The sequence below is a fragment of the Comamonas humi genome, assembly GCF_054782535.1.
The window spans coordinates 101,435-116,221 of sequence record NZ_BAAGSH010000019.1 but is presented as its reverse complement, the minus strand read 5'-3'; the positions used below and the strand labels follow the sequence as shown (position 1 = coordinate 116,221).

Below are 14,787 nucleotides of genomic sequence, written 5' to 3'. Positions count from 1 at the left end.
CATATTCAAACAAAACAATACAATTTCATCAAATTCTTCCATCACGCCCCCGCGGATAAGAACTTCTGAAAGGTAGCCCCATGCGCATGTCCTTGCAAAAACAGCTTTCCCGCGGCGCGGCATTCATGGCCTTCGCGTCGGCCATGTCATTCGCCGGCGCACAGGAGGCGCCCGGTACGTGTGCAAGCTATGCGCTGTCTCAAGAGGTGGAGCCGGGAGCCACCGACGGCGCGGGTGTTTCGGTCGCGGTCGGCGATACCTTCACCTTCACCATGACCCCGGGGACGGCGACCAGCGCGTCATGGCGCATCGTGAGCGACGGGAGCGGGTCGCCCGGGTCCACGCTGACGCCTGGCGGCACCGTGTCCGGCACCCTGACGTACACGGTGACCGCTGCCAATCCCAGCGCACCCGTGGGTTACTACGTCGACTCCGTCAACGGCACGGCCACCATCACGGCCAGCTGCCGCAAGACGGTGCCAGCCACGGCGGTGCCCTCCCTGTCGGAGTGGGGCTTGCTGCTGACCAGCGGCCTGCTGGCCATGGCCAGCGGCATGGTGCTGCGCCGCCGCAGGGCGCCAGGCCGGAAAGCCTCGCAGGCCGCTCAATAGACCTGCCCCGGCCCTGCTGCCGGCGCATCCCCCTGCTTGAAGCGCGCCGCCAGCGCGCTGGTGGCGCGGGCCAGCAGGCTGGTGTCCATGCCCACGGCGACGAAGCTGCAGCCCAGCTCCAGGTAGCGCCGGGCCTGGGCCTCGTCCGAGCTCAGGATGCCGGCAGCCTTGCCCGCGGCGCGGATGTGGGTGATAGCCTGCTCGATGGCCGCCTGCACCTCGGGGTGGCCGGCATCGCCCACATGGCCCATCGACGCCGACAGGTCGGCCGGGCCGATGAAGACGCCGTCCACGCCCTCGACCTGCGCGATCGCATCCAGGTTCTGCAGCGCCGCGCGGCTTTCGGCCTGCACCAGGATGCAGACCTGGGCATTGGCCTCGTGCACGTAGCCGGCGCGCCGGCCCCAGCCGCTGGCCCGTGAGCCCGCCATGCCGCGGATGCCGCCGCGCCCGTCGTCCTGCGGATAGCGGGCGGCGCGCACGATCTGCGCGGCCTGCTCGGCCGTATCCACCATGGGCACCAGCAGCGTCTGCACGCCCAGGTCCAGGTACTGCTTGATCAGCATCTCGCCGACATGGCCGTGGCCCATGGGAATGCGTGCAATCGGGTGGCTGCCGGGGTAGCCGGCGATGGCGTGCAGCTGCGGCAGCACCGTCAGCGTGTCATTCGGGCCGTGCTCGCCGTCGATCAGCAGCCAGTCGAAGCCGGCGCCGGCGCAGATCTCGGCGCCAAAGGCGTGGCCCAGGCCCAGCCACAGCCCGATCTGCGGCCGCTGCGCGGCCAGCGCGGCCTTGAAGGTATTCGTGGGTGTCTGCATGGTGATTTCCTTTCGCTGCCCAGGATGCCATACGGCAGCGCCTACACTTGCCCCTTTGACGACAGACACCTGCTTTGCCATGAATATCTCGAAAGACAGCGCCGTCACGGTGCAGTACAAGGTCACCGACGCCCAGGGCAAGCCGCTGGACCAGGGCACGCTCGCCTACCTGCACGGCGGCTATGAAAACCTGTTCCCCAAGGTCGAGGCCGCGCTGGACGGCCAGGCCCCGGGCTTCGCCACCACCATCGACCTGGCCGTGGAAGACGCCTTCGGCGCCCGCGACGAAAGCCTGGTACGCGTCATCCCCAAGAGCGAGTTCCCGCCCGGCGTGAAGGTCGGCGGCCAGCTGCGCGGCACCAACGACCAGGGCGAGCCCCAGGTCTACCACGTGCTGAAGATCAAGGGCCCCGAGGTGCACCTGGACGGCAACCACCCGCTGGCCGGCGTGGCCCTGCGCTTTGCCGCCAAGGTGCTGGAAGTGCGCGCCGCCACGCCCGAGGAGATCACCCACCGCCATGTGCACGGCGCGCATGGCCACCACCATTGAGCTGATCGAGCCGCGCACGCCGCGGCTGCAGCTGCGGCAGTGGCGCGATGCCGACCTGCCCGCCTTCGCGGCGCTGAACGCCGACGAGCAGGTGATGGAATACCTGGTCGGCCCGCTCACGCAGGCGCAGAGCGATGCCATGGCGCAGCAGATCCGCGAACTCATCGCCCAACGCGGCTGGGGCTTCTGGGCGGTGGAGCGGCTCGCCGACGGCCGCTTCCTGGGCTTCGTGGGCCTGCACACGCCGCGGCCCGAGCTGCCCTGCGCGCCCTGTGTCGAGATCGGCTGGCGCCTGGTGCGCGATGCCTGGGGCCAGGGCCTGGCCACCGAGGCCGCGCAGGCGGCGCTGCAGGTCGGCTTCGACCGGCTGCAGCTGGAAGAGATCGTGGCCTTCACCGCCGTGGACAACCTGCGCTCGCAGGCCGTGATGCGGCGCCTGGGCATGGAGCATGTGCCGGCACGCGACTTCGAGCATCCCTTGCTGCCGGATGGCCACCGGTTGCGCCCGCACCGCCTGTTCCGCCTGACGGCCGGGCAGTACCGCGGCAACCACGTTTGATCTGTTACAGGGGTTTCACTGATATTGGTGGGGTGAATGCTTTCACCCCGGCGAATGCGGGTTAGCATGAGGGCGTCTACCTGCCGCGGCCATTCGGCAGCGGCCTCTCTAGCGACCGTGAAAGGAGCCCATCTATGCAAGTTCAGGTACATGCGGATGACCATGTACAAGGCGGCGAATCGCTCGCCCATTGGGTACAGGAAGAAGTGGGCGGCAAGCTGTCGCGCTTTCGTGAGCACCTCACCCGTGTGGACGTCTATTTGACCGACGTGGATGCCATCAAGAGCGGCGGCAAGGGCAAACGCTGCGTGCTGGAGACGCGCCCGGCGGGCCGCCAGCCGCTGGCCGTGAACGCCGAGGCCGAGAAGGTGGCCCAGGCCTTCAGCGGCGCGCTCGAGAAGCTGCAGCACGCGCTGGAAACCGATCTGGCCAAGATGCGCGACAAGAACAACCGCGAATCCATCCGCCTGGCCGCGACCGACGAAGAATAAGGGTCCAACCCCCAAAAGCCAACCGCCCCCCGGGGCGGTTCTTTTTTGCCCGAACCGCTCCTACGCCTTGGGGCTGGCGGAGCGCAGGTGCAGGCCGTCCATGCTCGGCGCGGCCAGGTGGGGCAGTTGCGAGGCCACCGGCGCGCCAAAACCCTCGCAGCGTTCCCAGCGGTCGCGGAACTCGCGGATCTCGTCGCCGCTCTGGCCGACGAAGTTCCACCACATCACGATGTCGCCGTCATACGGCGTGCCCCCGAGCAGGAAGAAGCGGCTGTCGGCCGAGGCGCGCACGGTGGCGCCGGCGCGCCCCGGCGCCAGGTACAGCAGCGACTCGGGCGAGGCCGTCTGGCCTTCGACCTCCACCTGCCCCTGCAGGCAGAGGATGGCGTATTCGAAATCGGGGCGCAGCGCCAGCGTGGCCTCGGCGGCCTGCGCGGCGTGCATGTCCACGGCCATCAGCGGGCTGTGCACCTGCGCCGGCGAGGCCTGGCCCAGCCACTCGCCGGCCAGCACCGTCATCGCCAGGCCCTGCTCCTGCATCTGCGGCAGCACCGGGTAGTGCTGGAAGCGCGGCGCCATCAGGCGCTCTTCGCGCGGCAGCGCGATCCACAGCTGCACGGCGTGGAAATCCGGGTGGCCCAGGCTCTCTTCGGAATGGGCGATGCCGCGACCGGCCGTCATCAGGTTGACCTGGCCGGGGCGGATCACCTGCTCGCTGCCCAGGCTGTCGCGGTGCAGCACCTCGCCGCGGATCATCCAGGTGAAGGTCTGCAGGCAGGTGTGCGGGTGCGGGCCGACCTGCATGCCCGGGCCGGACTCGAAATGCGCCGGCCCCGCGTGGTCGAGGAAGCACCAGGCCCCCACCATGCGCCGCCCCTTGGTGGGCAGGGCGCGCAGCACCGGGATGCCGCCGACATCGGCGATGCGGCTGGGGTACGAAACGGCGGTGGGGGATTCGGGCATGGCAGGCTCCTGTTCAAGCTGCCTGCAGTCTACCCCCGCGCGCTGGCGATCGCGTGGCGCTGCAGGGTCTTGCGCGCCAGGTGGATGACGGGTGCGTCCACCATGCGGCCATTGACCACGCAAACGCCGCCGTGGGCGGCCTCGAAGGCCGCGAGCACCTCGCGGGCGGATGCCACCTGGGCCTCGGTGGGGGCGAAGGCGGCGTTGACCTGGGCCGGCTGCATGGGGTGGATGCACAGCTTGCCGCCGAAGCCGCCACGCAGGCTGCGGTCGGCATCGGCGCGCACCACGCTGGCGTCCTGGGTGTTGACGGTCACGCCGTCGATGGGCGCGGGCAGGTGGGCGCGGCGCGAGGCCAGCACCACGGCCAGGCGCACCGGCACCAACTCGGTCTCGTCGGCCGCGCAGGCCATGCCGGCATCGACCTGGAAGTCGAGGTGGCCGAAGGCCAGGCGCAGCACGCTGGGGCCTTGCGCCACCGCGTCGATGGCATCGAGCCCGGCCACCGATTCGATGATGGGCACGACCACGCCGGCCGCGCCCAGCGCGGCATGCACCCGGGCCAGGGTCAGCGCGTCCTCGGCCTTGGGCAGCATGGCGCCGGCGCAGCCCTGGGCCACCAGGGCCTGCACCGCCTGCAGGTCCTGCGCGAACCATTCGGTGCCGCCGCTGTTGATGCGCACCAGGATGCGCGCGCGCTCGGCCGCCGAGAGGGCAGCGAGCGCCGCCGCCAGCCCGTCGCGCGCGGCGGGCTTGTCCTGCGGGGCGACGGCGTCCTCCAGGTCGACGATGACCCCGTCGGCGCCGCTGGCCAGGGCCTTGGCGATGCGCTCGGGGCGCGTGGCGGGAACGAACAGGAACGACGCGGCGGTGGCCAGCGGGTGGGCTTGGTGGCTCATGGATCTGGAGAGATGGCTAGAAACTACTGCTGCTCGACATGCGCCTCGCGCATCACCTTGCCCCAGCGCTGCACCTCGGTGGCGAGCTGCTGCTTCAGCGAGGCGGGCGTGGCCTTGTCGGGCGTGGCGAGGTCGGAGCTGAGTTCGGCGATGCGCTTTTTCACCGTCTCGTCCTTCAGCGCCGCGAGCAGCGCCTGGTTGAGTTTGGCGATCACCTCGGGCGGCGTGCCCTTGGGCGCGTACATGCCGTGCCAGACCTTCACGTCGAAGCCCTTGAGGCCCTGCTCGTCGAGCGTGGGCACGTCGGGCAGCGTGGACAGACGCTTGGGCGTGGTCACACCGAAGACCTTGACGCGCTTGCCATCCTGGATCACCGGCACGGTCTGCGTGGTCTGGTCGCACAGCAGGTCGACCTGGCCGCCCATCAGGTCGTTCATCGCCGGGCCCGCGCCCTTGTAGGGCACGGTGGTGAGCTTGACGCCCACCTGGTGCATGAACAGCAGGCTGCACAGCTGCGACACGGCGCCGGTGCCGGCATGGGCCATCGACACCTTCTCCTGGTGCTGCTTGAGGTAGTCGAGCAGCTCGGGCAGCGTGTTCGGCGGGAAGTCCTTGCGCGACAGCAGGGTCATGGGCACGTCGAGCACCTGGCCGATGTACTCGAAGTCCTTGAGCGGGTCGTAGGGCAGCTTCTTGTACAGCGCGGGCGCGGTGGCCATGCCCATGTGGTGGATCAGGATGGTGTAGCCGTCGGGCTTGGAGCGCACGATGCGCGCCGGCGCCAGCGTGCCGCCCGCGCCCACGGTGTTCTCGACGATCACCGTCTGCCCCAGCGACTGGCCCATGGGCACGGCCAGCAGGCGCGCCACCACGTCGGTCGGGCCGCCGGCAGAGTACGGAACCACCAGCGTGACCGGCTTGGCGGGCCAGGTCTCGGCGGGAGCATTCAGGTGCAGGCCCAGGGCGGACAGCCCCGCGAACAGGGCGGCGCCCAGGCGATGCCAGCGTTTTTGCATGTCTTGTCTCCTTGGTGGTTCTTGTCTCGGAATGCCGGGCCGCGGGCTCAGCGGGCCAGCAGCGTGCCTACACGCGGCCAGTCGCGCACCTGCCAGGCCGCGGCCACCGATTTTTCCATGCGCTCGGCGGCGACGGCGTTACTGAATGCACCCAGGCGCAGCGCCTTGTCGGTCAGCTCGGCGCGGCTCAGCGTGTTGCCCGGGTCGCCCTTGGGCTCGTCCACGCGGCCCTTGAAGACGCGGCCGTCGTTGGTGGTGACGGTGACCTTGCCGATCCAGCGCTGGGGGTAGGCGCCGTCCACCTCGGGGTCCAGCTCCATGCTGACCTTGTCGCGCAGCGCCATCGTGGCCTCGGCGCGGAAGTCGTTGTCGAACTCGGTCAGGCCGGCAAAGCCATGGCGCGCGGCCAGCGCCAGCACCGTGCCCATCGAGAACTTGCTCTGGTGCACCGTGCTCGGGTCGACCACGGGGCCCAGCACGTCGATCGCGCCCTGGTGCACGTGGGTGACCACCTGGGCGATGTCGCCGGCCTGCAGCTGGTTCAGCTGCATCACCTGCAGCAGCGCATCGGCCGCCGGGTGCGTGTGGCGGCACGAGGCATGCCACTTGAACGAGGTCTCGGCCGTGGCCCAGCGGGTGCCCAGACCGTCCGTCAGCTTGGCCGGGTTGGCGTCGGTGGACATGCCCGCCGCCAGGCCCTGCGGACCGCAGAAGATGTCGGCCGCGCCGGTAAAGCCGTCTTTCGCCAAATAGGCCGCCATCAGGCCCGCGCCAGCGGCGTGGGCGGTGTGCAGCTGCTTGCTGTCGGCGGCGGTGCGCAGAAACTCCCACAGGCCGGCCGACTGCGTGCCGGCCGAGCCGAAGGCGTGCAGCATCTGCGCCGCATCCAGCCCCAGCAGGCGGCCCACGGCGGCGGCCGCCGCCAGCGTACCGGCCGTGCCGGTGGTGTGGAAGATGCGGTAGTGCGAGCGGCCGAGGAATTCGCCGACGCGGATGCCGACCTCGTAGCCTGCGACCACGGCGGTGAGCAGGTCGCGGCCGCTGGCGCCCAGCGCCTGCGCCACGGCCACCGCCGGCGAGAACACCACGGTGGCCGGGTGGAAGACCGAGCCGTTGTGCACGTCGTCCTGCTCCACCACGTGCGACGCGGCCGCGTTGGCCATGGCCGCCGCATAGGGGCTGGTGGTGCGGGTGTCGCCGATCACCTCGCTGGGGCCGTCCTGCGGGCCCATGGCCAGCGCGAAGCGCGTGATGCACTGCACCGGCCGCGCATTGTGGCCGGCCACGGCGGAGCCGAACCAGTCGATCCACAGGTCCTCGGTCTTTTGCAGCACCGGCTCGGGGATGTCGCTGAACTGCAGCTCGGCCGCGAAGCGGGCGAGCTGGGCGGCGGCGGTGGTGGCGGTTGCGTTCATGAAGGGCTCTCTCGCGGTCATGGGGGTTCTCAGAAGTCGGAGGGCTTGTCGATCTGCGCCAGCTCGGCGGCGGACAGGCCCAGGTCGGCGAGGATGGCGCGCGTGTGCTCGCCCACGGCGGGCACCGCGTCCATGCGGTAGTCGTAGGCGCTGTTCACGCCCGGCGGCAGCAGCGCGGGCACCTCGCCCACGGGCGTGGCCACGTTGCGCCAGCGGTTGCGGGCCTGCAGCTGCGGGTGCTCCCACAGCCCGGCCATGTCGTTGACGCGGGCGTTGGCGATGCCGGCTTCGTCCAGCCGGCGCACCACCTGCGCGGCGCTCAGGCTGGCGAAGATGCGCAGGATCTCGTCCTGCAGTTCCTCGCGGTTCTCGTTGCGCTTGGCGTTGCTGTCGAAGCGCGGGTCGCCGGCCAACGCCGGCACCATCAGCACCTGGTCGCAGAAGGCCTTCCACTCGCGCTCGTTCTGCAGGCCGAGCATGACGGTGCCGCCATCGCCGGCCTGGAAAGGGCCGTAGGGGTAGATGCTGGCGTGCGAGGCGCCGGTGCGCGGCGGCGGCGGCGCGCCGTCGAAGGCGTAGTACAGCGGGTAGTTCATCCACTCGCCCATGGCTTCGAGCATGGACACATCGATGTGGCTGCCCGCGCCGGTCTTGCCGCGCAAGAGCAGCGCCGACAGGATGTTGCTGTACGCGTACATGCCTGCGGCGATGTCGGCCACCGAGATGCCGGATTTGCTCGGCGTCTCGGGCGTGCCGGTGACGGAGAGGAAACCCGCCTCGCTCTGGATCAGCAGGTCGTAGGCCTTCTTGTCGCGGTATGGGCCGTCGGCGCCGTAGCCGCTGATGTCGCAGACGATGAGGCGCGGGTTCAGCTCCTTGAGCGCCTCGTACGACAGCCCCATGCGCGCGGCGGCGCCGGGCGCGAGGTTCTGCACCAGCACGTCGGCGCCCGCCAGCAGCTGCTTGAGGGCCTTGAGCGCCACCGGGTTCTTCAGGTCCAGCGCCAGGCTTTCCTTGTTGCGGTTGAGCCAGGTGAAGTGCGAGGACTGGCCCCGCACCCGGCCGTCGTAGCCGCGGGCGAAGTCGCCGCTGCCCGGGCGCTCGACCTTGATGACGCGCGCGCCCAGGTCGGCCAGCTGCCGCGTGCAGAAGGGCGCCGCCACCGCGTGCTCCAGCGAGACGATGGTCAGGCCGTCCAGGGGTCGGGTCATGGGCATTCCTCTCGGTCAGTGGTTATCAAAAGCCATAGCTGCTGGCGCTCATCTGCAAATGATTTCAATGCGAAAACCATCTGAAATCCTTGCATACCGAGTGCCAACAGCTCACTTTTTAGAAGGAGCGCGGCAGGCCCAGCACGTGCTCGGCGACGAACGAATAGATCAGGTTGGTGGAGATGGGCGCCACCTGGTACAGGCGCGTCTCGCGGAACTTGCGCTCGATGTCGTATTCGCAGGCGAAGCCGAAGCCGCCGTGGAACTGCAGGCAGGCGTTGGCCGCCTCCCAGCTCGCCTTGGCCGCCAGGTACTTGGCCATGTTGGCCTGGGCGCCCATGGGCTCGTGCTTGTCGAACAGCTCGCAGGCCTTCCAGCGCATCAGGTTGGCGGCCTCGACCTCGATGTAGGCGTCGGCGATGGGGAATTGCACGCCCTGGTTCTGGCCAATGGGGCGGCCGAAGACCTGGCGGTCGCGCACGTAGCTGGTCACACGGTCGAGGAACCAGTAGCCGTCGCCGATGCACTCGGCGGCGATCAGCGTGCGCTCGGCGTTCAGGCCGTCGAGGATGTACTTGAAGCCCTTGCCCTCCTCGCCGATCAGGTTCTCCTCGGGGATCTCCAGGTCCTCGAAGAACAGTTCGTTGGTCTCGTGGTTGACCATGTTGGGGATGGGGCGCACGGTGAGGCCCTTCTTCTGTGCCTCGGCCAGGTCCACCATGAAGATGGACATGCCTTCGCTCTTCTTCTTCACGTCGGCCAGCGGCGTGGTGCGCGCCAGCAGGATCATCCAGTCGCTGTGCTGCACGCGGCTGATCCAGACCTTCTGGCCATTGACCACGTAGCGGCCGTCCTTCTTGACGGCGCTGGTCTTGATCTTGGTGGTGTCGGTGCCGGTGGTCGGCTCGGTCACGCCCATGGACTGCAGGCGCCATTCGCCCGAGGCGATCTTGGGCAGGTACTTCTGCTTCTGTGCCTCGGAGCCGTGGCGCAGCAGCGTGCCCATGTTGTACATCTGGCCGTGGCAGGCGCCCGAGTTGCCGCCCGCACGGTTGATCTCTTCCATGATGACGCTGGCCTCGGTCAGGCCCAGGCCCGAGCCGCCGTACTCCTGCGGGATCAGCGCGGCCATCCAGCCCGCCTTGGTGAGCGCGTTGACAAAGGCCTCGGGATAGGCGCGCTGCTCGTCCACCTTGCGGAAGTACTCGTCGGGAAACTCGGCGCACAGCGCGCGGATGGCGTCGCGGATCTCGGGGTAGTTGTTGGAGCTGGTTTGTTCGATCATGGTTTTTTCAGAAGAATGGGTGGCTGGCGCTTATGCAGCAAGCGCCAATAGCTATTGTTTTCAGAGCACCTTAGCCGTGGCCTGCATGGTGAGCCAGCCTTCGTGGTCGTGCGCCCAGAGGCGGATGGTCTTGCCGTCGCCCTCCGGCTGGCCGAGCACCGTGAACGGGTGCCGGTCGTAGGTGGGGCGCACCGCCTTGAAGGAGAAATCCGTCACCACCGCGCCCGGCGCATTGCGGCGCAGCAGGTCGATCAGCAGCGTGGCGATCAGCGGGCCGTGCACGACGAGGCCGGGGTAGCCCTCCTCCTGCGTGACGTAGCTGCGGTCATAGTGGATGCGGTGGCCGTTGAAGGTGAGCGCCGAGTAGCGGAACAGCATCACCGGATCGGGCGTGATATCGCGCTTCCACGCGGCGTTCTGCTCGGCCGCCGTGGGCTGGGGCGCGGGCTCGCCCGGCTGGGCCGCAGCGCGGTAGACGATGTCCTGCTCCTCGGTGATGGACACGCCGCGCGCATTGCCCGACTCGTGCCGCACCTGCACGAACAGCAGCTCGCCCGAGCGGCCCTTCTTGTGATCCACCGACAGGATGCGCGAAGTGCGCTGCACCGCCTCGCCCACGCGCAGCGGGTTCTCGGGGTTCCACTGCACGCGGCTGCCGGCCCACATGCGGCGCGGCAGCGGCACCGGCGGCAGGAAGCCGCCGCGCGCCGGATGGCCATCGGCGCCGAGCTGGCCCTGGCGCACCACATGGGCAAAGTTCATCCAGTGCCACAGCGGTGGCAGCTCGGTGCCGGCCGCGGGCAGCAGGTCGTCGTCGCGGTCCAGCGTGGCGGACATCCCGCCCACGGCATGGGCGGAAACCAGGTCGCCCAGCGACTCGGACTTGCCGATCCACGACTGCAGGTGTGCCACCTGCTCGGGCGTCAGCGAGGTCACGGGAGTGGAGGTATTGGATTGCATGGTCGGCATGCTCGCAGGCAATGCCGGGCCACGCAATCCGGGAAATTGAAACGGCTCCTTTGGCCGCCGTGAAGGCAGCTGCTGTTGAGAAACTGCAGACTGCGGGCTTTTCCTAGGACAGAGGCCGGGTCTCGCCCCGGCAGGCGACCTACTTTCTTGTGCGTACAAGAAAGTAGGCAAAGAAAACGCCCCGACTGTCTGCGACCCCAACGCCTTGCGTTGGGGCAACCTGCGGCGTGACGTTTGCGGGGTGCGCCGCAGAACTCTCTTCGCGCCGAAGGCGCTCCGTTCGGACAACCGCGGCGAGTCAGTTCACGAAGCATGCGCGCTCCGACGCGCATGCCCACCCCGCAAACGCCACGCCACAGGCGCAGGCAGAAGGGGGTGGGGAGACTGGTCGGGCCATCGCTACGCTCGGCCCCAATGGACTGCCGAGCGAAGCGATGGCCCGTGTGGCTGTGTCCTTCCCTTCTGTCCGTGCCGAGAAGCACAGGGCGCGGGGCCGCATGCGCGTCGGAGCGCGCATGCTTCGTGGTCTGACTTGCCGCTTCTGTCCGAGCGGAGCGCGCCTTGGCGCGCGGAGTCGAGTTAAGCGGCAGGCCCCGCGCCCGCGCATCGCAGGTTGCCCCAGCGCCTGCAGGCGCTGGGGTCACGGACAGCAGGGCGCGCTTCTTTTGCCTACTTTTCTTGCGCGCGCAAGAAAAGTAGGTCGCCCGCCGGGGCGAAACCCCGGCCTCCACCCTTAAAAAAGATAGCAACCCGAGGCCTCCATCCAAGCCCCTGAAGCCCCCGCTTCCATGTTCCCAAACACCATCCTTGCCAATCCCTAATTGGCAAGCGCAGCCTCCGGCGGCATCCTTGCGGGATTCCCTGAAACACACTCCCCCACATTTCCAAGGACACATCCATGAGCAAGATGCTTGAAGGCAAAGTAGTTGTAGTGACCGGCGCAGGCGGCGGCATCGGCCGTGACCTGGCCCTGGCCTGCGCGGCGCAGGGCGCCAAGGTCGTGGTCAACGACATCGGCACCTCCACCACCGGCGAAGGCTCGGATGCCGGCCCCGCCCAGAAGGTGGTCGAGGAGATCAAGGCCGCCGGCGGCCAGGCCGCGGCCAACACCGACAGCGTGTCGGACGCCGCCAGCGCCGAGCGCATCGTCAACTCCGCCGTGGACACCTTCGGCCGCATCGACGGCGTCATCAACAACGCCGGCATCCTGCGCGACCGCTTCTTCCACAAGATGAGCCTGGACGAGTGGGACGCCGTGATCAAGGTCCACCTGTACGGCAGCTACTACATGAGCCGCGCCGCCGCCAACCACTTCAAGGAGCAGAACAGCGGCGCCCTGGTGCACATGACCTCCACCTCGGGCCTGATCGGCAACCTGGGCCAGGCCAACTACAGCGCCGCCAAGCTGGCGCTGACGGCCCTGTCCAAGAGCATCGCGCTCGACATGGCCAAGTTCAACGTGCGCTCGAACTGCATCGCCCCGTTCGCCTGGAGCCGCATGATCGGCTCGATCCCCACCGACACGCCCGAGCAGCAGGCGCGCGTGGCCAAGATCCAGCAGATGACGCCCAACAAGATCGCCCCGCTGGCCGTGTACCTGCTGTCCGACCAGGCCAACGACGTGAACGCCCAGGTCTTCACCGTGCGCAACAACGAGATCTTCCTGATGAGCCAGCCGCGCCCCCTGCGCTCAGTGCACCGCGGCGAGGGCTGGACGCCCGAGGCCGTGGCCGAGCACGCCATGCCCGCGCTCAAGCGCTCGTTCGTGCCGCTGGAGCGCTCGGGCGACGTGTTCTCCTGGGACCCGATCTAAGCCATGGCGATCGACTACCAGCACCTGAAGCAGCGCCCCTTCGCACCGGTGCGCCAGCACTACAGCGAGCGCGACACCATGCTGTACGCGCTCAGCCTGGGCCTGGGCAATGACCCGCTCGACGCCGCCGCGCTGCCCTTCGTCTACGAAGGCGCGCAAGGCGGCCTGCGCACCCTGCCCACGCTGGCCGTGGTGCTGGGCTTTCCCGGGTTCTGGGCCAAGGAGCCCGACACCGGCATCGACTGGGTCAAGCTGCTGCACGGCGAGCAGCGCATGCGCATCCACCGCCCGCTGCCGGCCAGCGCCGACATCGTGGGTCTGAACCGGATCGAGCGCATCACCGACAAAGGCGCTGGCAAGGGCGCCATCATGGTGAACGAGCGCCGCGTCGAGACCAGCGGCGGCGAGCTGCTGGCCACGCTGCAGCAGGTGGTCTTTTTGCGCGGCGACGGCGGCTACAGCCAACTGAACGGCGGCCAGCCCAGCGACGAGCCCCTGCCCGCGCTGCAGCCCACGCCCGAGGACCGCGCCCCCGACTTCACCGACACGCAAGCCATCCGCCCCGAGGCCGCGTTGCTGTACCGCCAGATGGGCGACACCAACCCGCTGCATGCCGACCCCGCCGTCGCGCAGGCCGCCGGCTTCGAGCGTCCCATCCTGCACGGCCTGGCCACCTACGGCCTCGCCGCCTATGCGGTGCTGCGCCAGTGCGCCGGCAGCGATCCGTCGCGGCTCAAGGCCTTTGATGTGCGCTTCACCTCGCCGGTGTTCCCCGGCGAGACGCTGGAGACGCAGATCTGGCGTGTGCCCGGCCAGCCCCACCAGCTGCAGCTGCGCGCCCGCGTGGTCGAACGCGACAAGCTGGTGCTGAGCCACGGCTTCGTCGAACTGGCATGAGCGATCTGCCGTCCCAGCTGCAGGCACAACTGCAAGCACTTGTGCGCCCTGGCGACACCTTCTGGTGGGGCCAGGCCACGGCCGAGCCGCTCACCCTCACGCGCGCACTGGTGGAGCACCGCCATGCGCTCGCGCAGGGCGGGCGGCTGCGCGCCTTTGTCGGCATCGCCGCGTCGGACACCCTCAAGCCCGAACAGGCCGACGTGTTCGACTTCTTCGGCTACTCGGGCGGCGGCGCACACCGCAAGCTGGCCCAGGCCGGCGTGCTGGACATCGTGCCCAGCCACTACTCGCACCTGCCCGGGCTGATCCGCGCGGGCGTGCTGCCCGCCGATGTGGTGATGCTGCAGGTCTCGCCGCCCGACGAGCAGGGCCGCTACAGCCTCGCTACCGTGCACGAATACCTGCCCGCCGCCATCGAGCGGGCGCGCGTCGTCATCGGCGAGGTCAACCCCGACGTGCCGTGGACGCATGGCAGCGTCTACCTGCGGGCCGAGGACTTTGCGCTGCTGGTCGACGCCGAGCACCCGCCCTTGTCGCAGGCGCGCTCCGCGCCCGGCCTGGCGGAACAGACCATTGCCAGCCACATCGCCGCGATGGTCGAAGACGGCGCCACGCTGCAGGTGGGCGTGGGCAACCTGCCCGAGGCCGTGCTGGCCGCGCTGCGCAGCCACCGCGACCTGGGCCTGCACAGCGGCGCCGTGGGCGACGGCATAGCGCAGCTGGCCGAGGCCGGCGCGCTCACCAATGCCCGCAAGACGGTGGATACCGGCGTGGGCATCGGCGGCGTGCTGATGGGCAGCGAGCAGGTGCGCCGCTGGGCGCACCGCAACCCAGGCTTCGCGCTGCGCGGCACCGACTACACCCACGACCCCGACATGCTCGCGGCCAGTCACAAGCTGGTCGCGCTCAACTCCGCCATCGAGGTGGACCTCACCGGCCAGGTGAACGCCGAAGTCGCCGCCGGCACCTACATGGGTGCCGTGGGCGGCGCGGTGGACTTCCTGCGCGGCGCCGCGCGCAGCAAGGGCGGCCTGCCCATCGTGGCGCTGCCCGCCACCGCCAAGGGCGCGACCCGCATCGTCGCCCAGCTCTCGGGCCCGGTGAGCACGCCGCGCTCCGACGCGGGCCTGATCGTCACCGAACACGGCGTGGCCGACCTGCGCGGCCAGACGCTGTCGCAGCGCGTGCGCCGCATGATAGCCATCGCCGCGCCCGAACACCGCGCCGAGCTGGAGCGCCAGGCCCACGCCCTGTTGCGCCAGCAAGGCGCCGCTTTTCCTTCCTGAT

15 protein-coding genes are annotated in these 14,787 nt (G+C 69.3%); 7 read left to right on the top strand and 8 right to left on the bottom strand.

Going from position 1 to position 14,787, the window contains the following annotated elements; genetic code table 11:
• Positions 1–80: 80 nt before the first annotated feature.
• Positions 81–611 carry an IPTL-CTERM sorting domain-containing protein gene (locus tag ACYVKR_RS20705; protein WP_460482863.1) on the top strand — a complete coding sequence of 177 codons (531 nt, stop codon included), beginning with the start codon at positions 81–83 and terminating at the stop codon, positions 609–611.
• Here the strand turns inward: ACYVKR_RS20705 and ACYVKR_RS20700 are convergent.
• Positions 605–1,429: an aldolase/citrate lyase/malate synthase family protein gene (locus ACYVKR_RS20700; protein ID WP_460482862.1), complete on the bottom strand. Its 825-nt coding sequence runs from the start codon at positions 1,427–1,429 to the stop codon at positions 605–607. The genes ACYVKR_RS20705 and ACYVKR_RS20700 overlap by 7 nt on opposite strands.
• A gap of 79 nt (positions 1,430–1,508) precedes the next feature.
• On the opposite strand from ACYVKR_RS20700, the gene ACYVKR_RS20695 reads away from it, so the two are divergent.
• The 3 genes from ACYVKR_RS20695 (at position 1,509) to ACYVKR_RS20685 (ending at position 3,029) form a co-directional block, all read left to right on the top strand.
• On the top strand, positions 1,509–1,979 hold the full coding sequence (locus tag ACYVKR_RS20695; RefSeq protein ID WP_460482861.1) for an FKBP-type peptidyl-prolyl cis-trans isomerase: 471 nt from the start codon (positions 1,509–1,511) through the stop codon (positions 1,977–1,979).
• Complete coding sequence (locus tag ACYVKR_RS20690) at positions 1,963–2,538, top strand: GNAT family N-acetyltransferase (protein ID WP_460482860.1); 576 nt, start codon at positions 1,963–1,965, stop codon at positions 2,536–2,538. The genes ACYVKR_RS20695 and ACYVKR_RS20690 overlap by 17 nt, the downstream gene beginning before the upstream one ends.
• Before the next feature lie 134 nt (positions 2,539–2,672).
• The gene (locus ACYVKR_RS20685; RefSeq protein ID WP_460482859.1) at positions 2,673–3,029 is read left to right on the top strand and encodes an HPF/RaiA family ribosome-associated protein; all 357 of its coding nucleotides are present in this window, start codon (positions 2,673–2,675) and stop codon (positions 3,027–3,029) included.
• Between the two features lie 60 nt (positions 3,030–3,089).
• Here ACYVKR_RS20685 and ACYVKR_RS20680 read toward each other — a convergent pair whose 3' ends face one another.
• The 7 genes from ACYVKR_RS20680 to ACYVKR_RS20650 form a co-directional block, all read right to left on the bottom strand.
• Positions 3,090–3,992, bottom strand: a complete 903-nt coding sequence (locus tag ACYVKR_RS20680) for a pirin family protein (protein WP_460482858.1) — start codon at positions 3,990–3,992, stop codon at positions 3,090–3,092.
• Between the two features lie 29 nt (positions 3,993–4,021).
• Positions 4,022–4,891: an HpcH/HpaI aldolase/citrate lyase family protein gene (locus ACYVKR_RS20675; protein ID WP_460482857.1), complete on the bottom strand. Its 870-nt coding sequence runs from the start codon at positions 4,889–4,891 to the stop codon at positions 4,022–4,024.
• A gap of 23 nt (positions 4,892–4,914) precedes the next feature.
• A complete protein-coding gene (locus ACYVKR_RS20670; protein ID WP_460482856.1) occupies positions 4,915–5,907 on the bottom strand; it encodes a type 2 periplasmic-binding domain-containing protein in 993 nt (330 codons plus the stop codon).
• Between the two features lie 47 nt (positions 5,908–5,954).
• Complete coding sequence (locus ACYVKR_RS20665) at positions 5,955–7,322, bottom strand: MmgE/PrpD family protein (protein WP_460482855.1); 1,368 nt, start codon at positions 7,320–7,322, stop codon at positions 5,955–5,957.
• A 29-nt stretch (positions 7,323–7,351) separates the two neighbouring features.
• Positions 7,352–8,533, bottom strand: a complete 1,182-nt coding sequence (locus tag ACYVKR_RS20660; RefSeq protein WP_460482854.1) for a CaiB/BaiF CoA transferase family protein — start codon at positions 8,531–8,533, stop codon at positions 7,352–7,354.
• A gap of 118 nt (positions 8,534–8,651) precedes the next feature.
• Positions 8,652–9,818, bottom strand: a complete 1,167-nt coding sequence (locus tag ACYVKR_RS20655) for an acyl-CoA dehydrogenase family protein (RefSeq protein ID WP_460482853.1) — start codon at positions 9,816–9,818, stop codon at positions 8,652–8,654.
• 60 nt (positions 9,819–9,878) lie between these two features.
• Entirely contained in the window at positions 9,879–10,778 is a 900-nt protein-coding gene (locus ACYVKR_RS20650) for an HTD2 family dehydratase (RefSeq protein ID WP_460482852.1), read from the bottom strand.
• Between the two features lie 916 nt (positions 10,779–11,694).
• On the opposite strand from ACYVKR_RS20650, the gene ACYVKR_RS20645 reads away from it, so the two are divergent.
• From ACYVKR_RS20645 to ACYVKR_RS20635, 3 genes are read left to right on the top strand one after another with little or no spacing between them, the layout of a single operon-like run.
• Positions 11,695–12,600 carry an SDR family NAD(P)-dependent oxidoreductase gene (locus ACYVKR_RS20645; RefSeq protein ID WP_460483192.1) on the top strand — a complete coding sequence of 302 codons (906 nt, stop codon included), beginning with the start codon at positions 11,695–11,697 and terminating at the stop codon, positions 12,598–12,600.
• A gap of 3 nt (positions 12,601–12,603) precedes the next feature.
• The gene (locus ACYVKR_RS20640; protein ID WP_460482851.1) at positions 12,604–13,497 is read left to right on the top strand and encodes a MaoC family protein; all 894 of its coding nucleotides are present in this window, start codon (positions 12,604–12,606) and stop codon (positions 13,495–13,497) included.
• A complete protein-coding gene (locus ACYVKR_RS20635) occupies positions 13,494–14,786 on the top strand; it encodes an acetyl-CoA hydrolase/transferase family protein (RefSeq protein WP_460482850.1) in 1,293 nt (430 codons plus the stop codon). The genes ACYVKR_RS20640 and ACYVKR_RS20635 overlap by 4 nt, the downstream gene beginning before the upstream one ends.
• The last annotated feature ends 1 nt before the right edge of the window (position 14,787 follow it).